Origin of the sequence: Spirosoma foliorum, from assembly GCF_014117325.1 — a bacterium.
GTDB lineage: Bacteria > Bacteroidota > Bacteroidia > Cytophagales > Spirosomataceae > Spirosoma > Spirosoma foliorum.
This window is the reverse complement of the sequence record NZ_CP059732.1, coordinates 1935812-1961245: the sequence shown is the minus strand read 5'-3', so window position 1 is coordinate 1961245 and position 25434 is coordinate 1935812. Positions and strand designations below refer to the sequence as shown.

Genomic DNA, 25434 nt, shown 5'->3' with positions numbered 1-25434 from the left:
GATGACATTAATAAAGGCAAGACTTTATTTTATAGGGTTGATGGGCGCTACGTTCCTGCTCTATTCGGGAATGACAGTCAGACAGTCTGCTAATGCGCCCCGTATACTGGTATTTTCGAAAACCAAAGGCTGGAAACACACCTCCATTCCATTCGCTATTGCCGCGATTCAGAGGCTGGGAAACGTAAATGGTTTTTCGGTTGATACCACGACAAATGCGGCCTTATTTACCGACGAAAACCTGAAACAATACGCGGCCGTTATCTTCAACAGTACGACAGGCAATGTTTTGAATGGTAAGCAACAAGCGGCATTCGAACGATACATCCAGGCGGGTGGCGGTTATGTCGGTATTCACGCGGCAGCCGATACGGAATACGACTGGCCGTGGTATGGTAAATTAATGGGCGCTCATTTTTCCAGTCATCCGCACAATCCTAATGTACGAAAAGCAACCGTTGATGTGACCCAAAAAAACCATCCGGCAACGAAAATGCTGCCCGATCAATGGGAACGTACCGACGAGTGGTATAACTACCGATCATTCTATTCAGGTATAAACGTGTTGGCCGATCTGGACGAAAGTACTTATGAGGGCGGTACCAATGGCTCGAATCATCACATTAGTTGGTATCACGAGTTCGATGGTGGACGAGCCTTTTACACTGGTGGAGGCCATACCGACGAGAGTTTTAGTGAGCCGTTATTTCTGAGCCATTTGCTGGGCGGCATTAAGTACGCCATTGGTGATGGTAAACCGCTTAACTATAGGAAAGCCTACGCCAAAGTGACGCCCGAACAAAACCGCTTCGTAAAAACAGTGCTGGTCAATGATTTGAATTCACCAATGGAACTGGCGATTGCGCCCGATGGTCGGGTATTTTTTACAGAACTGTTCGGCAACCTGTCGGTCTTTGATCCGCGCACTGGAACGAAAATGTTGATCCACAAATTCCCGATCACGAACATGGGCGGCACGGGTTTGATAGGTCTGGCGCTCGATCCAGAATTCGCCCAAAATCGTAATCTTTATGTGTACTATGCCCCCGCTGGCCTGACTGAGGAGACACTGGCTTTTCAACTTTCACGATTCACCATGAATCCTGACAATACGTTGGATTTGGGATCAGAGAAAGTAATGCTGAAAGTACCGGTACAGAAAACTAGCGGGTCGCACCACGGCGGATCGCTGGCCTGGGATAAAGACGGTAATCTTTTTCTGTCTACCGGCGACAGTTCCGCCCCCTTTCCATCCGATGGATATTCTCCATTGGATGAACGATCAGGCAAGGAATTTTACAGTCTGGATTCGCAACGCTCGGCGGGCAACACAAACGATTTTAAAGGAAAAATACTGCGAATTCATCCCGAGACAGACGGCACTTATACCATTCCTGACGGTAATTTATTCCCGAAAGGAACTGATAAAACTTTACCAGAAATCTACATTATGGGCTGTCGCAACCCGTATCGAATTGCGGTAAACCCGAAAACATCGGTCTTATACTGGGGTGAAATTGGGCCGGATGCAGGTAAAGATGGCCTTCAGGGGCCCCGTGGCTACGATGAGTTTAATCAGGCCAGGAAAGCAGGCAATTTCGGCTGGCCTTACTTCATGGGCAACAACTTTGCGTATGCGAAATGGGATTTTGCAACAAAAACCGCTGGCCCCAAATTCGACCCGGCGGCACCCGTCAACAACTCGCCGAACAACACCGGCCTAAATCAATTGCCACCCGCCATTCCCGCCATGATCTGGTATCCATACGCGGCATCGGAGGAGTTTCCCGAATTGGGTGTGGGCGGACGGAGCGCAATGGCGGGGGCGTTTTACACCTTCAACAAAAATACTACGTCGACGAACAAATTCCCGGATTATTACGACGGCGCTTTATTTGTATTTGACTGGATGCGCAACTGGGTGATGGCGCTGCGATTCGACGAGAAAGAGAATTATGTACGTAGTGAATCGTTTATGGCTACCAACGGCGATTTTCGGCGTCCTATTGATCTGGCGTTTGGACCTGATGGTGTGATGTATATGCTGGAATACGGCTCGATCTATGGCGCTGATAATGAAGATGCTCGACTAGTGAAAATCGAGTACAATACCGGCAATCGGGCACCCGTTGCTCAGGCAAGCATCGCAGATTCTGCGACTGAAGCACGAGTCGATAAAATGGTCTTCCTGACGTCGGAGCGACGTAACTATCCCATTTTACGTGAAGCCGACGGGCAGGCTCCATTACGGGTGACGTTCAAAAGCCAGGGTTCACACGATCTTGACGACGATGATCAGGTGACGTATCAATGGCTGTTCGATGGCAAAACTGTAGGCGCTACAACCCCGACTGCTACATACACCTACAAAAAGCCGGGCGTTTACAAGGTCATTCTAAAGGCAACCGATCATGCTGGATTAGTTGGTGCTGATACGGTAACGGTGAAAGTAGGAAACACCCGGCCAACGGTGGCCATTACGAGCGCGGGCAACAAATCCTTTTTCTGGGAGAACAAGCCGTTTACATATGCTGTAAAAGTGAAAGACAAAGAGGATGTAGCAGTAGATCCCAAACGAGTTAAAGTCGTTTACGCCTACAATCCCCAGCCGAGCGCACCGGGCATTACGTCTCCTAACACGCCAATGCTCGCTGCTGAAACGAATTCGCTGGGCAAAACGCTGATAGCGGGTAGCGATTGTAAGGCTTGTCATACAGTCGATAAGGTGTCAGTGGGGCCGTCGTTTCTGGCGATTGCGCATAAGTACAAAGAGCAGGTTGGAACTGTTGAACAATTAGGCACCAAGATTATAAATGGTGGTGGTGGTGCGTGGGGAACCGAGCATGTGATGAGTGCGCACCCGCAGCTTTCGGTGCAGGATGCACAGGAAATGGTGCGCTATATTTTCTCCCTGACCGACAAGCAAAAAAGCCAGACACTCTTGCCAATCCAAGGTTCCTTATCGCTAAAAGATCATTCGAAAGATGACGTAAAAGGGCAGTACACAATCATAGCTTCCTACGCGGATAAGGGCGGTAAAGTAGTTGGGCCACTCACCGGTACAGACGTAGTAACGCTACGAAATGCGAACGTGAAACCCGCCTACGCAGACGCCCACGTTGGTTTTCCCCGCTTCCGGGATAACCTGTCGCCAGGTGGGCATAAGTCTTATATCTTGTTAAAAAGCATTGACTTATCCGGGATTAAAGCCTTTCTGTATGAGTACGCATCGGCTAATCAGACGGGAGAAATTGAGGTACGTATTGATTCGCAGGCGGGCCCAATTATTAGTACAACAGGCTATGGACCGACGAGGGGCTGGGATACGTTAAAAACGGTAAGGGGGCAGCTCAACAAACCGGTTTCTGGTCGTCATGACGTGTATTTTTTCGCCATCAAACCAACCAAACCAAACGACGAAATTCTCAAATTAACCAATATCCGGTTTGAGGAATGAGGTCTCTCTAGCTACACTCAAAGCAAGTTTACTGAGTCTGACAATTCAGTAAAGTTTCAGGATAAAGGGGTAATTTCTGGACGGCTCTGTACTTTAAGACTAGATATAACTACTACAGTATATGCGCTCGTACGAGCTATTTTCCACACAAGACTTTATTACCGACGATGCCTTTATCGCCTGGGTAACCAATCCTACACAAGCCTCTAATTCATTCTGGCTCGAGTGGGTGCAGAAACATCCCTACAAACAGGCAGAGATAGAAGAAGCCGCTCAGATTATCAGGCAGTTATCAGCTCAACCTGACGTATTTTCTGACGATGAGTTACAGCAGAACTGGAAGCTTATTCAGCAGCGGATCGCCCCCGACGTTCTGGAGCATCCGATGGGCATTGTGATTCCCCTCTGGCGACGCTGGTATGCCATTGCCGCATCGGTAGCGGTCTTAATTATGGTAGGTGCAGGCTTCTGGTGGTATCAGCAACCCGTTTTTTATTCAACTGCATTCGGCAAGATGCATACGGTGGTCCTGCCAGATAGCTCACTGGTCACGTTGAACGGCAATTCATGCATGGAATACAAACGGAGTTGGTCGAATCGGGAGGTAAAGCTAACGGGCGAAGCTTTTTTTCAAGTCAGGAAACAACGGCAACAAAATGAGCTGGTGAAGTTTACAGTCAAAACAGCCCGTCTGGACATAAACGTAGTGGGAACCGTTTTTAACGTGAACGACCGGCGGGGTAAAACGGAAGTGATGCTGGCGGAAGGCAAAGTGCAGTTGAATGAACGCAGCCGTACCGATCAGCATATGATTTTGGTGCCCGGCGAAAAAGCTACTTTATTACCCAAGACCAATTATCTGACGAAAGAAAAGGCAGACCCACGTATCTACACGGCCTGGCTGAACAATACGTTGATTTTTAACGGAGAAACACTAAATAACGTCTTTCAGAAATTAGAGGATAGTTACGGTATTCGCACCACGGTTAGTCGGCCGGAACTGCTTCGGAAACGATTTACAGGCTCGGTTGGCACAGACTCCATTCAGACCTTCTATAATCAGCTTCAAACAATCTACAATGTGCGTGCAAGAGCAACAAAAGGAGGCTATCTGATAGATTAACGACTTGTTTTTTATCCGTTTGCTGAACTTGAGCATGAGCCCATTTACCCTCAGAAAAATTAGATTGAGAACGCTTTTTTTTGCGGGACTTCTATTGCTTGGGCTTATAGGTAACGGCCAAACTGATACATATGGCCAGCAACTGCCTTCAAAAAAAAGAGGCTCACTTCCACCGTCTGTGATGACCGCATCGGCAAAAGCAAATTTGGGTCAGATCCTAAATGAATTAGCGCTTCGCCATCACGTTATTTTCAACTACGATACCGATTTGCTGGCGAATAAATTTATCTCGTCGGACGTATTGACCAACTTGCCAAGAAATTTAGACCGGATTCTAACCCGATTGCTATCACCGTTCAACATAAAATTTCAACGGACAAAACACACCTATATTCTTTACCAAGAACCGATTCGCGAAACTGCTTCCGCCCAGAAATACTCAACCAGCCTCTCCGCTACCAAGTCCACTAAATCAGCGTTGCCCGACGAAAAACAGCCTACTTTTCAACTCACCGGCAAAGTAGTAACCACAACTGGAGAGGCATTGCCCGGTGTTACCGTTGTACTCAAAAACACCACATCTGGCACCACAGCTTCGCTCAATGGTACATATAATTTATCCGTTCAAGAACGTGCTGGAACATTGGTTTTTTCCTACATCGGTTATACTACACAGGAGTATCCTTTTTTCGAAAACACAACAATTAATGTACAGCTGGCGGAGGATACGAAACTATTAAACGAGATCGTGATCACAGGTTACTCGACGGAAAATCGTCGGGATGTAACGGGCGCTGTTTCGACGGTCAAACCAGCCCAACTTCAACTAGTTCCTTCGGCAAATGTCGAACAGCAACTTCAGGGGCGCGTGGCGGGCGTTACGGTTATTACCAACGGGCAGCCCGGAACATCCAGCCAGATCCGGGTGCGGGGGTTTGGCTCCTTTGGCGGGAATCAACCGCTTTATATTGTCGATGGGGTGCCTACCCAGAGTATTCAGTTTCTGAATCCCAATGACCTTGAAACCACCACCGTTTTAAAAGATGCCGCGTCGGCTTCCATCTACGGGGCTCGGGCGGCCGCGGGGGTAATTGTCCTGACTACGAAAAAAGGTCAGCGCAAGGCCCAGAAACTGAGCATTAGCTACGACGGCTTGTATGGGGTAACGGATCCAGGAAAAGGGCTTCCGATTCTGACTCCTCAGGAACAGGCCGACTGGACCTGGCAGGCGCGCCGGAATGACATCTTTCAAACGGGAGGCACAGTAGGGCCAGATAGTTTCACCAGTATCGCCAATGGTCAGTATGGTTCGGGCCAAACGCCCGTATTACCTGATTATCTGCTAGTTGGCAAGATACCAGGCGTTATTGGATCCATTGACATAGCTGCTGAACAGACTAATTACAACGTTAATTCGGCCAATAGGGCGATCTATAACGTCATTCCCGCTAATAAGCAGGGAACTGTTTGGTATAAAGCCATTACCCGGGTGGCACCCATGACGCGGCACACGCTGGGATTTTCGGGGGGAACCGAGACTAGTCGGTACTACCTAAGTCTGGGTATGCAGCGACAGGCGGGTATCGTTCGTAACAATGATTTTTCGCGCTATAGCTTTCGCGCCAACACCGAATTTGACCTCAGCAAAAAACTTCGGTTTGGCGAGAATATCCAGGTGGCCTACGTATCGGCGACGGGCTTGCAGGGCACAACGGGGAATGCTCTTGGCAATAGTACCAACAATAATTCAAGCGTTGCTTCGGATGAGAACGACATTCTGTCATCGTTTCGGATGGCGCCCATTATTCCTGTCTATAATGCGTTCGGAGGGTATGCGGGCACAGCCGCTCCGGGGTTCAGCAATCCCCGAAATCCTGTAGCCAGTCGGGATGGACAGGCCAATAATTTGAATCATACGGTGACTATTTTGGGGAACATTTACGTAGCGTACGACCCCATTCCTGCTGTAACACTGAAGAGTAGTCTGGGAGGGTCATACTACACGAACTACGCCAATTCATACGTTCGATCTACTTACGAAAACTCCGAAAATATCGCGAACTACACCTATTCGGAGGCATCCAATGTAGGGCTGGCCTGGACCTTTACCAACACAGCGCAGTATAAGCAAACGTTCGGCAAACACGATCTGAGTGTGCTGGCGGGGCTGGAAGCACTCAACACGGGTAATGGACGGGGTATCGCAGGTTCGGGTATTAATCCGTTCTCCACCGACCCTAACTACGTAACACTGAACACCACAACGCCCGGTGCAACGCGTCAGGTGTCCAGCACGTACGGAAAAGGCAACAACTTTTACTCGATATTTGGGCAGGCCAAATACACCTATAACGATAAGTATATTGCTACGGCGGTGGTACGTCGGGATGGATCGTCCCAATTCGGCCCCGCCAATCGGTATGGCGTATTTCCAGCGGTTTCTGTAGCTTGGCGCATTTCTGCTGAGGAATTCATGAAGAAACTGTCCTGGATTTCGGATCTAAAAATTCGGGGTGGTTATGGCTTGATGGGTAACTCCAACTACCTCAGTTCAACTAACCAGTTCAATTTATTTTCTACCAACACGGCCAATGGTTACGATCTGGGAGCGACAAATAATTCCATCGAATCGGGTTACTATCCAAGTCAATATGGTAATCCAGATGCCAAATGGGAGACGAGCATTACATCCAACATCGGGATAGATGGTTCGTTTTTCAATAATCGCCTGGAGGTAATGATCGACATCTGGCGGAAAGATACCAAAGATTTACTCTACCAATTGGCCTTACCAAGCGTGGTGGGCGTTCGAGCCAATGCACCGTTCCTGAATGTAGCGAGTATGCGCAATCAGGGGATTGATTTACTGCTTACCACCCGGGGGAAACTTGTTGGCGATTTGAGTTATGAAGTGACCGGAATCGGCAGCTTCCTAAGCAACCAGATTACGGCCATTGCGCCGTTGGTACCGTATTTCACGGGCGGTGGTACGCGCATTGGTGGGCCGGTAGTACGTAATGAGCCGGGTCATGCCTTATCATCGTTCTATGGTTATCAAGTAGTTGGCCTATTCAACAGCAAGGAAGAAGTGGCATCAGCTGCGACGCAGTTAGGAGCCGCTCCTGGCCGTTTTCGCTTCGCCGATTTGAATGGCGACAATAAAATTGACGACAATGATCGGACGTTTTTGGGCAGCCCCATCCCTAAGTTCACGGGCAGTATTACACTGGGAATAAAGTACAAAGGCTTCGACTTGAGCTCCAATCTATATGTCTCATTGGGAAACCAGATTTTCAACAACCAACGGTGGTTTACTGACTTCTACCCCTCGTTCACAGGAGCTGCAATAAGTGAGCGGGTGAAGGATTCGTGGTTGCCTACGCATACCAATACAAACGTGCCTATTTTCGAGAGTGCAACCAATTTCAGTACGAACACGCAACCTAATTCGTACTATATTGAACATGGGTCCTACGGTCGGATGCAGTATCTAAATTTAGGTTATAGTTTTTCGAATGTGTTATTGAATCGACTAAAAATGAATCGGTTACGAATCTCGGTATCAGCGACGAATTTGTTTACCATTACTACATACAGCGGATTAGACCCCGCCGTTGGTGGCCTGGCTGATGCTACATTCGGGATTGATGTGGGGAACTATCCAGTCACTCGGGGCTATAATGTAGGCTTGAGTTTTGGCTTTTAGCGGTACAATCCCTTGCCTAGCTTTTGTTCGTTTTATTGAAATATTGTGCAATAAATCCGTACTTTAGTGCAAGAAATCTACGTTGCAATTCCTGCCTGATTTGACCTTAAAGACCATTGTCAATTGTTGAGAATACTTGGTTTTAGTTGATATGGAAAGTTATAAATTTCCAACTAATTCTCCTGAGGAGAAAGCTGGTTTTCCTATTGATAATCAATCGACTATTCTTTCAAATAGTGGGCTATCCCCTTTAGAACTTGACACGAATACCGTTGACCAACGGCAATGGCTATTATTACAGAGGAGTAATGCAGAAGCTTTATCATGTTTCTACCAGCGTTATGGCAAAATGCTGCATAACTACGGCTATCGCCTGGTTCCCGATAAAGAATTGGTCAAAGACACGGTGCAGGATTTATTTGTTCAGGTCTGGGACAGTGCGGCAAAATTGCCAACCGTTACGTCCCCCAAAGCGTATTTCATTGTGGCCCTACGTCGAGAGCTAATCCGGCGCATCACGAAGCAACGCCAATTTTCGGACGCTACACCCGACGAAGACAGTGAGCTTTCCGTTGAAGAACAACTCATTGCTACGCAAACCGATGACTCGATTACAGAGAGTTTAGCCCGTTTTATCAACCAACTGCCACCCCGTCAGCGCGAAATTATCTTCCTGAAGTATTACAGTTCTCTGTCAACCGAAGAAATCGCCGAAGTGATGCAGTTGACTTCGCCCTCGGTATATAAGCTCCTCTACAAAGCGCTGAATAATCTCCGGCAGCTTTGCTCGGGTTGGGAAGCCGTTTGGACATTCTGCTGTCTCACGTTTTCTACTCTATTTACTGAGTTTATCAACTAAAATCACTTCACCATAATTTACGAATCGTATCAGGATGGGTTGCGGCCGGTCTTGTCTAATTAAAGGTTATCTAATACTTGACTCGTCCTGAAATCGAATGATTGTGCGGCTACAATTGAATACCCAGCACAACAGGAGTAGGGAGATTTGTGCCTTTTGCTTATCTTGTTAAGACGTCAGAAATAAACCCATTAACTTTTATTGGTACGTATCAGTCCTTCCTGGAATCTGGGCTGGAATGGATAAGGCCTCCTCAAGAGGCACTTGTTGAATTCACTGGTGATCTCTTCCCGAGAATCCCGTATAAAAAATCCTGATTCACCCATCCATTTCCTGAAGTCAGTTTATGATGTTAATCAGCCAAAATGATGGGAAAGCCAACCGCAGTCTTATCAATCGTCAATCCGCATGTCGCTGGCATCGATATCGGCTCCCGCGAACATTAGGTAGCCATTGATCAGAACAAGGAAAACGTCCGATCCTTTGGGGTGTATACCCAGGATCACCAACAGCTCATTGACCATTTGCGGCAGTATGAGATTACTTCTGTAGCTATGGAAAGCACGGGCAGTTACTGGCAACCACTTTTTAATGCATTACAAGAAGCTGGCTTTGACGTACTCTTAGTGAGCGGTAGCCAGACTAAAAATGTACAGGGCCGTAAAACGGATGTCATTAATTGTCTGTGGATTCAACGATTCCACTCCCTGGGGTTACTGTCCGGTAGTTTTTTGCTGAGTGATACGCTCCAGGAACTTCGTACTTACTATTATCATCGCCATCACCTGATTGAGCAGCAAGCTGCTTATATCCACAAAATACAGAAAGCACTTCGGCTGATGAATAGTCGTCTGGACGTTGCCATTCGCGACATCACGGGCAAATCCGGCCTGGCCATTATCGAAGCGATTCTGGCTGGAACCGCGATCCGCATGAGTTAGCCTCCTTGGTAGATATTCGCATGAAAAAGTCTAAAGAGGAAATTGCCCAATCTCTTCAGGGTTGGTGGCGGCAAAAGCAATTGTTTGAATTGCAAGCGTCCCTGGGCTTTTATAAGTTCTACCAGAAATCCCTCCTGGAGTGTGACAGGGTCATCGTAGAGGCTCTACCTCGTAATGTGCCTGCGGAGTCCGTTTCGAAACCAGTTGAAAAAATACCGTCAGAAAACAAGAAGAAGAGTAGCAAGAATATGCCTGCATTCAACGTCTCCCAGCTTGCGCTGACTTATTTTCAAACCGATCTGTTTGCCATATCGGGTATCAGTCACAATACAGTTCTTTGTCTATTAACTACCTTGGGCAAGGATATCCATAAGTTTGCCAGCGCCAAAAGCTTTGCCAGTTGGATGCGGTTAGTGCCCAATAATAAAATCAGCGGTGGGCGTATCCTTAGTCATCGCACACCCGCCGGCAAATCCTATATCGCTACGGCCTTACGGCAGGCGGCTAACTCGATTGGCAATCAGGCCAATCATGAACTGAGTCCCTTCTTCAAACGGATTGCCTATAAGAAAGGGCGAGTCGCAGCTATCACCGCTACCGCCCGAAAACTAGCGATGATTAGTTGGAACATGATTACCAAAAGGGAGCCTTACAAGAAAACTCAGGCTAAAGACACGGCTCAAAAAAACAAAAAAGCTGGCATACGGCAAGTGCAACGGCGTTTAGCGGCTCACGATTTAAGTCGGAACGAGTTAATGAGCTTATTTTCAACACATTCAATATCAATATCTTAGAGAATTGTTGTATAGAAAAGTTGACCACAAACTGGCTAACTTATGGATCAACTCAATCTATCACCCACGCAGCAGAATGAACTCACCATGCGCCAAACGGTGGAGCAAATTCATCTTGGCAAGCTCAATCTGGACCAAGCCGCTGTCCAGTTCGAAGTCAACCGTAAGGCGGTTCGGCATTGGGTAGATAAGGTAGAGAAAGAGGCTGAAACAAACCGAGAAACAGGCGCTGAACTACCCAATCTGCCGCCCGTTCAAAATAAAAAGACTGCCCGTCGTGCCCCATTACAGAGTGAGGACCAACATGAATTGCGAGCCAAAGTTTATGCCCTCGAACAAGAATTAGAAGTGGCTAAATTCAAAGCCTTGTACTATTCGACCTTAATTAAAGTCGCGGAGCAGGAGTTAGGCGTTGATATCGAAAAAAAGCCGCTGTGGCCCGGTCCGTTAGCAAGCCATTCGATTCATGCTCATGAATTATCCTAAGCTGCACATTCGGCAGTTGGAAGGCTGGCCGCTTCGGCCTTTAGATTTGTCCCCTGTAAATATTTCAAGAATGCCCTACTTTGGAATGCTCTCAAAATGAGAGTACACCAGTGCCAGTGGAGAAGCCCTACCGTCTTCGGCTGAGTTGGCGACTCATGCCGGGCGGCCGGTGCCGATCGATTCAGGACCCCACTGGATTACTGAAACACAGGACTCAACCGGGTGGCCGGAGCCATAGAAATTCGGGCTAAAGACCCATGAGCAAGGTATCGAGTGTGTGACAGTTTACTGGCCTGAGTATTAGTATTAACTCATTCAAAAGTATGGAAAATTTTACGTTTTTTATTGGCATTGACATCTCCAAAGCCACCCTGGACTAGGCCCTTGTAGTGGCTAATAAGTTGCTGTTTCATTTCCAGTCATCGAATGATCAGAACGGCATTGAAAGCTTTATTAAACACTTAAAGCAGCAATGCCCAGAGGCTAGCTTTGTCAATTGCCTGTATTGCATGGAGCATACTGAAATATATAACAACCACATTATTAGCTTTTTACAAGCAAGCAAAGCGGGTGTCTGGGTAGAACACCCCATCCATATTAAAGAAAGTTTGGGGATGATTCGCGGCAAAAATGACAAGGTCGATGCCCAACGAATCGCTTTGTATGCCTACAAAAATCGCGAGGAAGCTCGTCTATGGACACCTAAGCGAGAGGTCATTCAACAACTGGACGGTTGGCCGCTGCCATCGGTTGACGGCCATCCGCAGCCGCTTGGTAAAAGTCCGCAAAATTCGGACCGCCGATGCGGCTCCAATCTCCTTTGACCGATTCAGACGGGTTCATCGCTAAGAAAGCGCATCACGAAGCTAAAAAATCCTGTCAGAAGACACTGGATGCTCTTGATAAAGACATTAAGCAAATTAAACTAGACATTGAAAGCACTATTCAGAATGACCCTTATTTAAAAGAACTTTACGCGTATGTAGAGTCAGTCAAAGGTGTTGGCCCAGCTATCGCTACCGAGCTGCTTATTATTACGAATGAGTTTAAAGACATTACAGATCCAAAAAAGCTAGCTTGTCACGCTGGTGTTGTGCCTTTTGTGTACTCCTCTAGCCAATACAAAGGCAAAGCGAAAACCAGCAATAAAGCCAATAAACCCTTAAAAGCACTCTTACATAACGGGGCCATGTCGGCCATCCAGCACACTGAGGAGCTAAAAGCGTATTATGTACGAAAAACCGCTGAAGGCAAGAATGAGATGTTAGTCATCAACAACATCTGCAACAAGCTGATTCATCGTGTTTTTGCCTGTGTACAGCGGAAGGAAAAATATAAAGATTTTTATACCCCAACTGTTGCCTGAATCATAGAAATCGGTCCGACTCAAATAGAAATGTTGCAGGGCCGCCTGAGCGGTCGAACGAGCCGCTCATATAAAAGATAGCTTAGGTTTATGCTGGGGTAAAACGGATAAACTCGATTCGAAGCGAATCGCTTTATTTACTTACAAAAACCGCGAAGATGCGAGGTTATAGGTGCTACCACGGCAGGTTATCAGTCAGTTAGATCGGCTCACTACCCAGCGGGCTCGGTTGACAAAGGCCATCAAGTTGTTAAAAACTCCGCTCACCAATACGGAAAGATTTGTCAATAAAGAAGATCGAAAAGCCAATCAGCAGGCTTGTATTCATTCACTTAAAGCTCTCAAAGCAGATTTAAAAGCGACTGATAAATCAATCGCGGGCGTTGTTGAAGGCGACCCTGAACTCAAGCATCTTTTTGAGCGGGTGACTTCCATTAAAGGCATCAGCCAAACCACAGCAGTCGAAGTGAAGGCTGAGCCGCCAGCGATTTCTATCGCTCAAGTTAAGAAGCGCCAAAGAAGGTCTGCTTTGGGGTACTATCCCGCCACAATCCTAATGTGGTAAAGCGGCTTATATCGTTCAAGAATACAAGCGTGGTTGTTGCACAACTCAAATCGCTTCCATAGCCCCAACTTGAAAGAGACAAAAAGATTCTCTGGATGGAGAGCCAGTACCTGGGTAGCAGCTTGGGGCCAATCTTTTTTCACTAACCATTTCTTTGGGTTGTAAGCCATAGCTGCCATTAACATCCGTTTGTGGGCCGCCGATTGACCACGGGCATTGGAACGACGCCTGCCAAAGTAGTTCAATAAACTACCAACCACGACGGCGAACCGTTACAGGTTCAACCGTCGACCTGCGTAACTTTTTCAGGCGTCTACCTCGGGCACTACTCAACCGCTTCTACATGCGTTCGTAGTGGTTGCGATACATTGTAAACACCAACCGTTTGCGCTGTTTCTTCCCACAGCATTTCACTTTGATGGGACAGTCTTTGCACTCACTGAATTTGGAGAAATAATAGTAATTGCCATAACCGCCCATCATCCGAAGCCCATAGTTCTTTAACCGCTCCATACGAACACCGGTACACATCCTCTTTGGGGTCGTACGTGAAGGGTTCCCGAATGGGGGTGTATTGCCCAAAAAGGGCTACAAAGCCCTCAATATTCCGGCTTTCCAACCCAGCGTAGTTATTACCTGAGCCAAACCGCATCGGCACTGAAGTGGTAAACCTAAGGTTCGTAAGTGAGCCGTGGCCTGGTCTACTAAGGTCAGTAAATAGCGTGAGTCTTTTTCATCAGCCGCATCAGCCTGAATATGGGTAATTACATGTTGAGCGGTATCAACTACCATACTAGCCGAATAAAATAAGCGAAAGGGCTTGCCGGGTTTGGTGGCTAGCCGAGCCTGCGGATCGGTTAGGCTTTGATGGGTTCGATTATTACGGGCCACCCGCTTGGGATTAACATATTGATCAGCCTTCACAAACGATACTTTCTGTGGGGCTGGCTGAGGAACTTCGTGGTTAACTTCCAGAGTCCAGTTTGCTATCTTTTTGGCCTCCAGTGTATCCAGGGAGGCATTGGCTTCCATATAAGCCGAATCAATGGCCTGGATTTGCCCATCAACTAAGCCTGTCTGAGCACACTGTTTAAGACTATATTGAAAGCATTCATCAAATACTCTGTCGGGTAAGCGGTGGCGAGTTCGTGAGAGGGTGCTGTGCCAAGGCATGGGCTGATCCAGGGCGTGATCTAGAAAAAACAAGATGTCCAACCGCAGCTGGCAATGGCGACCAAGGGCCCGATCCGAGGAAAGATTTTCCAGATGCTCGACCAGCATCAGCTTGAAAAACAGCACGGGATCAATCGATTCATGGCCGCACTTGCCGTAATAGGGAGCCACCAGTTCATAGAGGAATGACAGATTAAGATCTTGCGTCAATCTGTGGTAAAAATTAGTGGTTGGTACCACCTTACCGAGTAGGGAAAGCTTATTTGAGAAACATGAAATGTCCAGTAGAAGGTAACAAGTTCTGCTTTAAGTAGAAACAATACTTATTACAAATGGAATAGGCTATGAACAGAAAATACAATTACGTATTGCCGTTTATATCGTTTATCGTTTTATTAGGATTACAACTAAGTGGCTTTACTGCTTTTGCACAGGGCCCAGGTCCGGGGCAACGAATACCCCTGCCTCCTATCCCTATCAAAGGCGATACAACCCATACTCTTTCCAAACACTTCACGACAGCCTCTGCGGCCCAAAAAGCACCAGATGCACAAGGGTTTATTCAACGCTGGCTGGTACTGGAACCGGTAAAGAAAGATATTGTCCGGAATAATATTTTTACAGACAACTACCTCCGAACAGCCTTTTCAACCGATAATTTTTCTGCCGATTACACGGTCGTCCCACGCAATGGGGAAACGGTAAACGTAGGCAATCAGACACTGAAGTGGTATGCACTAGACAGCAAGGCATTCAATTTTAATTTATACCATTTTACCTACGCTCTTAACCAGCCAAAATTCGGAATCCTTGTCTGGCTGGTCACGGTTATCGATTGCCCGGAAGAAATCCAAAATGTCAGGCTGGCGGCTGGCTGTAATTCCGGTAGCATGTGGTGGTTGAATGGGCAGGAAGCCTTGTTGCTGTAGGGTGACCGCGATATGATTGCCGATAATGGCACCTCGGCCCGTTTAACGCTGAAAAAGGGAAAGAACATCATCCGTGGGGCCGTCATAAACGGACCGGGCATGGCTAATTTCTGTATGCGTTTTTTAGATGAAAAAGGATTGCCCGTAACAAATCTCAGTATTCGTTACCAAGATTAAGTAGCCGTCTGTTTACGCCAAACAAGCTCTTACATGAAAAGAATGAATGTATCTATCCTGACAACCTTATTCGCCTTATTAATAACTCAGACGGTACTCGCTCAGGTCGGAAGACCCTTTATCCATGATCCCTCAACCGTCACCGAATGCGACGGCAAGTATTACACATTCGGCACGGGCGGAGGGGGATTAATTTCCAACGATGGCTGGACCTGGTATGGTGGCGGAGTGCGACCGGGTGGTGGAGCGGCTCCGGATGTCATCAAACTTGGGGATCGTTACCTGGTGATTTATGGCGCAACCGGTGGTTCACCTAACCACAAAGGCGCTATTCTGACCATGTGGAACAAGACATTAGACCCCAAGTTACCTAATTTTAAGTATTCGGAACCGATTGTCGTGGCTACGTCAGATGGCTATGAAGAGAACGACGCCATTGACCCCGGTGTGATGCTCGATCCGACTACTGGACGCCTTTGGCTCACCTACGGCACCTATTTTGGCTTTACTCGCCTGATCGAATTAGATCCCAAAACCGGAGGACTTAAGCCAGGCAATAAACCCGTCGATGTAGCCATCGTTTGTGAAGCCAGCACATTAGTGTATCGCGATGGTTGGTATTACCTGCTGGCTACGCATGGCAGTTGCTGCGATGGTGCTAACTCGACCTACAATGTGGTGGTGGGTCGTTCAAAGAAAATAACCGGCCCTTACCTCGACAATGTAGGTAGAAGCATGTTGCAGGGTGGTGGTAAGCTGGTGGTGGCTACCCGTGGTGGATTAATAGGCCCTGGTCATTTTGGCCACATCATGCTGGAGAAAGGGGTGGAAAAAATGTCCATCCATTATGAAGCTGATCTGGAGCAGGGTGGTCGAAGCGTATTAGGCATCCTTCCCGTAGTCTGGAAAGATGGCTGGCCGGTTGCCGGAGAAAAGTTTAAAGAAGGCACGTATGAAATTGAATCCGTACGAAGAGGATACAGCTTAGAATTGGCCGTTGATTTTACACGAATGGCCGTTGGACCACGCGGATTTGGCCAGCCCAACAATGACCCCATAAAGCCCGTTCCGGCTCAGCAGTTAGCCGATGTGATGAAAAACTGGCCGACAGGAACTATTAACCTGCGAATCGGCGATTACATGTCCCGGCCTCATCAACAATGGACAATTACCGATGCGCCAGATACCACCGGGTATTTAGGTGGGCCCTATTATAAAATTGTACTGGCCGGAACCGACCGGGCTTTAGCGGCCACTGCCAGTGCCGAAGTAATTACCGTACCGGCCTTTACCGGTTCACCTGAACAGTTATGGCGAATCGATCAACTGACGGATGGCACTTACCGAATCATGCCTAAGCTCGTACCAAATTCGGGGAGGAAGCTAGCGCTGGTATCTTCTGGAGATAGCACACCATCCCTGGCAGAATTTGATTTTAACAGCGATAATTCGAAGTGGACTTTTAGGGCTCCCTAAGAGGGCATTGGACCGTTGATGATGTGAAGATCGTCTATTGAATTACCCACTTCATCATTCCATTCATTGTTGAGAGTTCATGGCGCTGATAAGGAGACGAATATTTTCTACTAACTAGTGAGGTCGGAGCATACCATTTACTGAAATAGCACTTCTCTGCCCGAGATATTACCAGAATAATTTCGAACTATAAAAACCTGGCTCTCATCTAAAACGCTACTAAACTAGTGCTTTACCAAACTAGACCCTGTTGATTCTGTTGGATTCTATTGACAGTATTATGCTGATAATCAATAGTTAATCTATAAGGTAGAATCAATAGAATCTAGTTTGGTAAAGTACTAGGTAGTCCTTGCAGTAATATATCTATTACTGATCAATTTCTTCATGAAGCAGTTGATGTCAAATTGACTGGCAACTGGCTTACTGGTGAAAGGAACCTGTGGCATATAGGGGAAAGGACCGAATTCCGTCGTGAATGTCAATACATCCCTTTGTTTATGGGTGTTTACTTCCACGATTGCATCCCACCAGGCTAAAAACTGGTTGAGTGCATACGCCCATACCGGGTCTCTGGGATCAGTTACCTGCGGCCCTTGCTCGAAACCTACGCGGGCATGAACATGGCGTGTTCTGGAAATTGCCTCATTAACAATAGGTTTAAAATGAGTTAACATACTTTCAGTGACACATACCCAGTGCGAAAAATCAGCCGTTATTTCCATCTCGGGTCGCTTCGAAAATAAATAGTCTGTGGACTGAGGTGAATAGCCCATTCGGCCACGATGGGTCTCGTGTACAATTGGAATATTCGTTATATCCGAAATCTCCGCAGCAATATCGATAAGGATGAGATTTTGTTCCGGCGTAAAGTAATCTCTACCCGTATGGGAATTGATGAGGACCGGATATGCTTCGGCACAGGCGTTTAAGTTTGTTTTGAAACTGGCCTGAAATTCGGTAAACGTATTGCCCGTTGCTTCATGTTGATGAGCGACAAAGACAAGCCCTTTTTTTTCGAGGCTATTCAAAAACGTTCTTTTGGTTTTCCGATCCGCTGGCAACCAGGTATCAACGCCATCATAACCAGCCTCAACGATTTTATCGATAAAGTCATCCACTGGCAGGTGTTCATGACCCCACTGCGGACTCAGTATTTTAATATCCATACGTTAATTGTGAATCTGTATAGGCAATGAAATCCAGGCTAGTCCAATATTCCGTCTCATATGGCTTATACTTTCGCCGGGTGCTGCGTCGTACAGTAGGGCAAGCCGATTCCCGACCTGAACGACCGTGGGCATGCCGATAGCTCCTTTGGACCAGTTGCAGTTTTGTTTGTCCAGAATAATGGCCTTATTATCTTTTTGCCAGTGGAGTATATCTTTTGTCCAGTATACCCAAATCGCGTCTGTGAACTCAACCCCTTCTTTGGTAATACCAATGTGATTGGTGAACAGATACCACATTTTTTGACTCTTGTCATAATAGAGACTTGAGTTTTCAATCTGTTCCTCCTGCGGGAAAACAGGCGTCTCAATAATGTTCCAGGTACTATTGAGATCCCTAGTTCTTGCCAGACCAATCGTTCGTTGCACAACCTTGTTTTTATTAGCCGAGCCACTGAAAAACTGTAAAAACTCTTGTTTATACCTGACAATAAATCCCGGACTAGCCGTTAAGGCGTAGAACGTATTAGGCTTTGTTGTAAATGGTTGCAGGTCATACTGTTTTATCCAGGGACCTTCAATCGACGAGGATGTGGCTTTCATAGTAAGGTATGGAAAAGAGGGAATCCGATCAGGGGCAGGGGTTGCATTTGGAGTACCCAGATAAAACATATGCCAGGTATTTTTATTGTTTATGACCCAGGGCGATGACGCGCTTTTGGCATCGTTTTTTGTCGAATCGCCAAGTTCGAGTACAGCGCCTTTTTTCGTCCATGTTGTCAGGTCTGCGCTGGTGGCCAGGCAGGCTTTCCAGCCGTCTTTTCCGGCTCCGTCATAAAACAAATAATACGTGTCACCAACTTTATTCAGTACAGCTTCTCTGGCTCCATACACATCGCAGCTGTCCTTTCCATCGCCATAATGCAGCACTATACCCTGATCATTACAATCAACTCGATGACGAGCCGCTGGTCTTCCATCAACGTAGCGCTCATTTTGAGAAAAGGCATTTTGTAACCCTAAAAAACAGACGAATAAACACAAAATGGGTAAGCGGTTTTTCATTTTAGTATGACATGTGATAAGGATCAACAAGCTCCATAATTGCTTGCTATATCCTACTGATTTTTAGGTTGTTTCTTTAACATAGCATGTTTTGCCTGATGCCTTTTTCGATCAGTCTGATGGGAATCAGGAGAAATTGTCCGACAGATTACCTGTCGGACATTTACGCAACCAACCTATCATTACTTAAAAAAAACGTACCGGACACCAATAAGTTTTAAGCTTCAAAAAGCGTTGCAAACGTCAATGAATCAGGTTAAATAATATGAATTAACCTTCTTTAGTCACATAAAATGTCGTTGTGTCTCGGCAATAATGTTTCAGGCTTATTTCGCCACCTGGTTTTGCTTTAATGACCTTGGTCTGGTTATTAATTTTGATACGGTAACGCACATTCGGACGCAGATCAGTGATTCTAAAGGTATGTTCAGCCATTGATCTGATTGTCCAGGCACGTGAATCGGGCTTCCAGGCTTTAATATCAACCTGCACAAACGTAGTAGCTGGGGTAGTGATCTGGAGTAGCGAACGATCTTCATTGTTGTGGAAGTAAGATAGTGTGTTGGCTACTTTGCTAACGCCAAACCCCTCGTGGCTGGTAACCGAAAAGCCATTGGTACTCAGCCGATAGTGATCAGCCCCTAAACCAACCTGATACGTTGTGTCTCGTAAGGTATAGGTAAATTCAGTACCATTGAGTGGTTCGCTCATATGCGGCTCAAGCCCCATCCGGTTCCACTTTGGCCGAATTCCGTAAATATCCCGGTACAATGCGGTTACCGTCGTACTGATTCCAGCCAGAATATCATCGCCCAGACCCTGTTGGGTTTTGCGACTATATCGCTGAGAGGAAAGCCCATCTTTTCGATATTGGGTAAGCAAATTGTTAATGTAGCGTAGAGCCGTCTGGTTATTATATATAGCATAAGCCCGGATTCCCAAGTACCCCCAGGTTGGGAAAATATCGCCATTCTCGTATTTAGGAAACGGCCAGTTTCCTCCCTGAACTTCCTCGCGTTTAAAGGAATCAAAGCAAAGTGGCCAGTGAAACAGCTTTTCGTTAGTCATACGCTGCTCTATCTGCTGAAGAATCTGGTTGATACGCTGGGGGTTATCACAGAGGCCAAAGGCGATAGCCGCAAAATTAACCGGAGTGACCAGGTTATCCCCATGAACTGAGCCATCCTGATCCCGCCAGTAAACGTACTGCTGGTTAGCCTCCGACCAGAAACCACCTTTTTCTACGGATTGGTTGAACGCCTTTTTCAAGCGGGCAGCAGTAGCTATGTAGTAAGCAGACTTCTGAGGATTACCCAACACCTTTTCGCAGTCCGCCCAGAGTGTAAGCGCTTCGTACATCTGTGCGTTGACGAACGCATTTTCATAACTGGCCCAGACAATATCTATCCAGTCACTGGCCTTCTGCTCGGCAATGCCTGTATTCATCATCTCAAAAATGCCATTCTGGTTGGCATCGCGCCGAATCAACCAATCCAGTGCTTTTTCGCAGCTGTTTTGGTGTGAACGGAGCCAGGCCAGATTACCCGTCTGAGCAAATTGCTCGCTGGTATTAATGACATAACCCGTCTGCGAGTCGACCGTATAGCCCCACATGGCTTCATAGTAACCTGTTTCTTTGTTATAGGTCCCCGGTATTTCGTCACCAGGCGCGTTATGCCACCGCGACAGCACCCGCCCATTGGTCAGCATTGCCTGATCCCGTTCCTGATCGAGTGTAGCGGCTAGATTTCTGGTGTAATTTGGATCATTCAACGCCAGTCCTATCTGGGCAAAAAAAGGTTCATGTAAGCATTTCCAGTTAGTCAGCCAGCCATTACCTCCGACGATGTTATTGTCGACAACTCCATAACGTCCTGTTGTATTGAGCAATTCGCGAACGGCCAGACTATCGATACCGGGAAGTCTGCCACGGGAATATTCTTTCGTATAGTCTACATACTGCAATTCGAATTGAACCGTCGCTACCTGATTTTGCGTAGTAAAGTCCGAAAAAATGTCTGCTTTACCGGCAACAAATCGGCTTAGTCCATACCTCGGTAGTAAGTAAGAAGGTGTTACCGAATGCGTGCAGGTGAATTCATCCTGCGGACTGTGAGCGTATTTCGTAGCGAGTGCGTTCTTCGAATTGGCCTGAATACGGAACGCGTTACCAGTTATATCATTCCAGAACGTAACACCACCCGTATGCACCCCATATGAATCATTGCGTTGTTTAAAGTATTTACACCAGACTACCCCTCCATTATCCAGTATCCCCCCCTTCCACTGGTCCATACGACTAAAATTCCATTGAGGAAAAGCTGTCTCCTGAAGTTCTAACGGCCTACTATATACGCGACTTATTGACCATATAATTTTGTCATCACGCAAACGGAAATGCCAGTCTTCGGTGACCTTATTTACCGAATCACCATAGATTATGCCCTGAACAGTAAGACCCGTTGACTCTTCACGAATTTGAGGCCGGACCAGTACTTTAGATGAGGTGTACTGTTTGTTTCCAGTTTTCATCCCTGTAAAAACCCCCGCTTTCGATAACGTATTTTCAGTATTGATCCTCAGTTCTTTCACAACACAGCCGGTAGCATAGTCAATCACCATCGACAGTTTCCTGTCTGGAACGGTAATCGTAATGGTACTGGTCGTACGGTTATGGTCAATACCTGGAATTTTAGCCTCCACGACCAACCACACCAATTGGAAAAAACTCAGCCAGATAAGAAACCACGGTTTTAAAAACATACACGGTTTATTTTGAATGAAGGGGCCCGCTGCACTGGTAAAAATATGTACGGACTATAAGTGGGAATAAATTAACGGGGTTAACGCATCATTATTTAATAAACTGCCGATTGATAATTTAGCTACTTCTTCGTCACTCAGGATATTCTGGGTACCATTAAACGTATTGCCATCCGGCATATACGCGCAGGTCATTGCCCGTCGGTAGCCGGGGGTCATATTCGCGTGCGCGCCATGGATAGTCAGCCCGTTGTGAAACGAGCAACTGCCCGCTTTCATGGGAACAGCTACCGATTTGGTTTTATAAAATTGTGGGTACGTTGTAAAAATAGCCCCCATATTCTTGCCGATACCAGGATTTTCGAAGGTGGTTTGCTGGTGCGACCCTGGAATAAAAAACAGGCAACCATTTTCCAACGTGGCGTCATCCAGCGCTACCCAAATTGATAACGCCCTCCGGTCCGTGAACGACCAGTACGGGGTATCCAGATGCCAGGATGTTGGATTTGCCCACGGTTTTTTGATAAGCGCCTGATCGTGCCAGATCCGTATTCCCTCTACACCAGCCAGTTGGGCTGCCATTTTTCCGATGCGCTCATCGAGCATGAGTTTTCTGATGCCCGGATTGTCCTGCCAGAGGTTAAGCAACTGATCAAATACGTTGTCGTAATAGGATTTATCGGCATCATCACCCTTGCCGTAGACCTCCTTCCGATCCGGCAATTTATTCCCTTTCCGGTTCGCTAAGGCTTCATCCAACGCATTGCGCCATTCGTCTAATTCCTGTGGAGACAGAAAATCATCAATGACAATAAACCCATCCTGTTGGTAGCGGGCAACCTCTTGGGGAGTAATTTCTGTTTTCATAGTAATGCCATTTGTTTATATGAATTCTATCGTTTTTTAGAAGGACTGATTTTTCTTAATTAGTTAAAAAAGAGGCCAGCTAATGCTGCGTTCGGTCCTCGTACATGATTCACCCGCACACGCACGGAACGATCCACTTTAAATCGCAGGTATTTACCGTTTCCGTAGTTGTCGATCACCTGAACCGGGGCTAGCAGTTCGAGCGTTTCAGCGTCGAACAATTCAATAGCCGAGCGCCTGCCTTTGCGGTCCCAGTCCAGAAAATAAAGCGTCAGGTAGTAGGGTTCGCGGGTGTGTTTAAAAATATCCAGAGTGAAGGTCTGGAGGGTGGCTTTAGGGTCTTGGGTAATGAAGGCACTGGCCCCTCTTGCCTTGGTTTCGTCTTGTTGCAAAGCGCGAGGGTCAGTAGTTCTATTTTCCCATGACTGATTGATCGCTCTGATTACCCGCACCGAATCGACGTACGCTGGCTTTTTCAGTGTGTTGTCTTCGCTTCTACTCCCCGCAAAAAAATAACCATCTTTCCCATATCTATTTTTCCAGTTCCCACCAGTGATTGAGTCGACAGTAAAATCGGTTACAGCGTACTGCCATTTATCTGTTTGGGTGTTTACGGATGGTAAGGCTTTTCCATAGCTTACCTTGATGACATAGCTGCCTGTAGAAAGGTTTTGAAGATAAGCGTACTGTTCATCTTCGGCCGCGAGCCTAACCATCTGGTTATTGACCGTTATACGGTTGATATACTTACCGTTCTTGGGAAGACCCAGCCTGGCCGCTGTTGTGCCGGCAGGAATACGTACCTCGCAGTCACCAGTGACTGAATTAAACGACGCCATTATTATCCCCCACGGCGTGGGCACCGACCCTTTCACGCTGAAAATCGATTTCGTCAAAAAGGGAATGATGCTGAACGTTTTAAAGCCAACAGAAACAGGCCGTATCCCCAGAATTTCATCGGATAGCCATCTTGATACGCCTGCCCCCCAGGGATGAGTTAAGCTGGTATAGCCGCACTGGTTGTTAATCGGAGCACTGTTCGGGGCTAATACCTCGTTCCAGGATGGCCGAAACACCTCAAAGAACGTAGTGCCGCCATACCTGACCTGCCCCCCCCATTGATCTATTATGGTTGTGATCGCTTCATTTTTGTAGCCAGCATGGGCCATTCCCTGCAGAATGAAATACTGATTGAAGGGCGAATAAGAAAGGCGGCCATTCCGATCATGAAACCATTTTTTTGCCAGTTCCTGAATACTCGCTGATTGATCCAGTCCGGCATTGAAGACTTCAGCCAGCGCGTGTACGCCATAATTCGCGAATTGATTAGCCACAAGCTGCTGTTTTTTGGCAGCGGCATACCGGCTGTATTTAGCGGCAAGGGCTGTGTCGCCAAGTGTTAGCACATTCTGAGAAAATTTAGACCATGCGTTAATGCATAACCAGCGGTAAGCCCGTTGACTTTCAGCGATATTCGGTCGCTCAAATCCCGCGCCCAGTCGCTCATCCCACCCCATAAAGCTCAGGTTAGGTAAGGTATCAAACTGCTGAAAGGCTTTATCCAGCCGCTTTGTAGCGTTGTCGAGGTAGTTTTTGAAAAAGGTGGTGTCACCGGTATACGTGAAGTAATCCAGTAATCCCAATACCCAATACATCGAATAAGCTGGAATTCCATTATCCTGCGAAGAGGTGAAGGCAATGTTTTTCCTGACAAAATCGAAATTACCAAAAGCCACTAGTGAAGCGGCCTGTGACGGGTAGGCATCGCCCGTCCAGGAATGCCGGTCGCTACGTTCCATCAGGATAGCCCCCAGATAATCCTGTAGCAGATTGAGCTTCACCGTATAAGCCCCCGTATACCAGATTCGATTGAGCAGTGTATTATTGCAGGAGAAGCTTCCGAGGTAATTAACGGGCTTGGTCTGGCAGATCAATCGGAAATTAGTCAGCTTCCATGGTTTGTTGAACGTTTTAACATGCAACCACGCAAACCGAACCCCTTCATACAGTTGATGATTCAGTTCGAGCCGGTACGTATTACCATATCGTACGGGTTTAAGCGTTTTTACCGGATGCTGAGCACCCGCGTTCAGGACCGCCGGTTCGTTATACTCACTAATGCTTAACAAAACCTCACCTTGCAGATCGTCTGAATCAAATTCCAGCCATCCCGCATTTACCTGACCAAAATCGAATTGCACGTCTCCCGTTCCCAGAATTGTCATAGCTGATTTCTCAATTCGAAAAGCGCGTGAGGGACGGGCAATGTGCTGGCGTGGAAGCAGCGGATAAATCTGTAAACTGTCGTCTGACTTTGGGTTGTTCCAATGGTAATTGATAATAGGGTCGGGAGAATTTTTTACCCGCACCGCCTTAAATGCACCATCATGTAAGGGCAGATACGGCTCTTTTATCTGCCCCTTCCCTGTCAGACTCCATAAGCAAAAGGTAAACACCAGTAACTGATTAGCGAAAATGGCGTTTACTTTTTTGCGCAGTATCCTTTCCATGTATATGT

Annotated in this window: 19 protein-coding genes and 1 pseudogene; 13 read left to right on the top strand and 7 right to left on the bottom strand. The window is 46.9% G+C overall.

Annotated elements, in window-relative coordinates; all coding sequences use genetic code 11:
- Window position 1: 1 nt before the first annotated feature.
- From H3H32_RS07885 to H3H32_RS07870, 4 genes are all read left to right on the top strand, one after another.
- Window positions 2–3457, top strand: coding sequence for a ThuA domain-containing protein (locus tag H3H32_RS07885; RefSeq protein ID WP_240543697.1), 3456 nt, complete (start codon window positions 2–4; stop codon window positions 3455–3457).
- A gap of 121 nt (window positions 3458–3578) precedes the next feature.
- Complete coding sequence (locus tag H3H32_RS07880) at window positions 3579–4580, top strand: FecR family protein (RefSeq protein ID WP_182462180.1); 1002 nt, start codon at window positions 3579–3581, stop codon at window positions 4578–4580.
- A 181-nt stretch (window positions 4581–4761) separates the two neighbouring features.
- Window positions 4762–8286, top strand: a complete 3525-nt coding sequence (locus H3H32_RS07875) for a SusC/RagA family TonB-linked outer membrane protein (RefSeq protein ID WP_182462179.1) — start codon at window positions 4762–4764, stop codon at window positions 8284–8286.
- Window positions 8287–8437: 151 nt separating this feature from the next.
- Window positions 8438–9145: an RNA polymerase sigma factor gene (locus tag H3H32_RS07870; protein WP_182462178.1), complete on the top strand. Its 708-nt coding sequence runs from the start codon at window positions 8438–8440 to the stop codon at window positions 9143–9145.
- Window positions 9146–9537: 392 nt separating this feature from the next.
- Here the strand turns inward: H3H32_RS07870 and H3H32_RS37795 are convergent, their stop codons facing one another.
- Complete coding sequence (locus tag H3H32_RS37795; RefSeq protein ID WP_256433003.1) at window positions 9538–9669, bottom strand: hypothetical protein; 132 nt, start codon at window positions 9667–9669, stop codon at window positions 9538–9540.
- Here H3H32_RS37795 and H3H32_RS07865 point away from each other — a divergent pair.
- From H3H32_RS07865 to H3H32_RS38400, 6 genes and pseudogenes are all read left to right on the top strand, one after another.
- Complete coding sequence (locus tag H3H32_RS07865) at window positions 9634–10086, top strand: IS110 family transposase (protein WP_182462177.1); 453 nt, start codon at window positions 9634–9636, stop codon at window positions 10084–10086. The genes H3H32_RS37795 and H3H32_RS07865 overlap by 36 nt on opposite strands.
- Before the next feature lie 20 nt (window positions 10087–10106).
- Window positions 10107–10880: a transposase gene (locus H3H32_RS07860; RefSeq protein ID WP_182462176.1), complete on the top strand. Its 774-nt coding sequence runs from the start codon at window positions 10107–10109 to the stop codon at window positions 10878–10880.
- Between the two features lie 42 nt (window positions 10881–10922).
- A complete protein-coding gene (locus tag H3H32_RS07855) occupies window positions 10923–11366 on the top strand; it encodes a hypothetical protein (protein WP_182462175.1) in 444 nt (147 codons plus the stop codon).
- 389 nt (window positions 11367–11755) lie between these two features.
- Window positions 11756–12190 (top strand): IS110 family transposase, encoded by a 435-nt coding sequence (locus tag H3H32_RS37355; RefSeq protein WP_240543696.1) that lies wholly within the window; start codon window positions 11756–11758, stop codon window positions 12188–12190.
- Entirely contained in the window at window positions 12187–12732 is a 546-nt protein-coding gene (locus H3H32_RS37350) for a transposase (protein ID WP_240543695.1), read from the top strand. The genes H3H32_RS37355 and H3H32_RS37350 overlap by 4 nt, the downstream gene beginning before the upstream one ends.
- A gap of 52 nt (window positions 12733–12784) precedes the next feature.
- Window positions 12785–13201: pseudogene (locus H3H32_RS38400) on the top strand (transposase); the annotation flags it as partial.
- A gap of 684 nt (window positions 13202–13885) precedes the next feature.
- Here the strand turns inward: H3H32_RS38400 and H3H32_RS07840 are convergent.
- The gene (locus tag H3H32_RS07840) at window positions 13886–14710 is read right to left on the bottom strand and encodes a transposase (protein WP_508614202.1); all 825 of its coding nucleotides are present in this window, start codon (window positions 14708–14710) and stop codon (window positions 13886–13888) included.
- A 104-nt stretch (window positions 14711–14814) separates the two neighbouring features.
- Between H3H32_RS07840 and H3H32_RS07835 the strand changes: the two genes are divergently transcribed.
- Genes H3H32_RS07835 through H3H32_RS07830 form a run of 3 tightly spaced genes read left to right on the top strand, consistent with a single transcriptional unit; the run spans window position 14815 to window position 17052 of the window.
- The gene (locus tag H3H32_RS07835; RefSeq protein ID WP_240543694.1) at window positions 14815–15399 is read left to right on the top strand and encodes an acetylxylan esterase; all 585 of its coding nucleotides are present in this window, start codon (window positions 14815–14817) and stop codon (window positions 15397–15399) included.
- Between the two features lie 12 nt (window positions 15400–15411).
- On the top strand, window positions 15412–15576 hold the full coding sequence (locus H3H32_RS37345) for a hypothetical protein (RefSeq protein ID WP_240543693.1): 165 nt from the start codon (window positions 15412–15414) through the stop codon (window positions 15574–15576).
- 33 nt (window positions 15577–15609) lie between these two features.
- Window positions 15610–17052: a family 43 glycosylhydrolase gene (locus tag H3H32_RS07830; RefSeq protein WP_182462172.1), complete on the top strand. Its 1443-nt coding sequence runs from the start codon at window positions 15610–15612 to the stop codon at window positions 17050–17052.
- Window positions 17053–17393: 341 nt separating this feature from the next.
- Here H3H32_RS07830 and H3H32_RS07825 read toward each other — a convergent pair whose 3' ends face one another.
- The 5 genes from H3H32_RS07825 to H3H32_RS07805 all read right to left on the bottom strand — a co-directional run bounded on the left by H3H32_RS07825 (window position 17394) and on the right by H3H32_RS07805 (window position 25426).
- The gene (locus tag H3H32_RS07825) at window positions 17394–18221 is read right to left on the bottom strand and encodes an IolE/MocC family protein (protein WP_182462171.1); all 828 of its coding nucleotides are present in this window, start codon (window positions 18219–18221) and stop codon (window positions 17394–17396) included.
- A gap of 3 nt (window positions 18222–18224) precedes the next feature.
- A complete protein-coding gene (locus H3H32_RS07820) occupies window positions 18225–19286 on the bottom strand; it encodes a glycoside hydrolase family protein (protein WP_182462170.1) in 1062 nt (353 codons plus the stop codon).
- Window positions 19287–19556: 270 nt separating this feature from the next.
- The gene (locus tag H3H32_RS07815) at window positions 19557–22049 is read right to left on the bottom strand and encodes a glucosidase family protein (protein ID WP_182462169.1); all 2493 of its coding nucleotides are present in this window, start codon (window positions 22047–22049) and stop codon (window positions 19557–19559) included.
- Window positions 22050–22103: 54 nt separating this feature from the next.
- Complete coding sequence (locus H3H32_RS07810; protein WP_182462168.1) at window positions 22104–22916, bottom strand: phytanoyl-CoA dioxygenase family protein; 813 nt, start codon at window positions 22914–22916, stop codon at window positions 22104–22106.
- A gap of 59 nt (window positions 22917–22975) precedes the next feature.
- On the bottom strand, window positions 22976–25426 hold the full coding sequence (locus tag H3H32_RS07805; RefSeq protein ID WP_182462167.1) for an alpha-L-rhamnosidase C-terminal domain-containing protein: 2451 nt from the start codon (window positions 25424–25426) through the stop codon (window positions 22976–22978).
- Window positions 25427–25434: the final 8 nt, after the last annotated feature.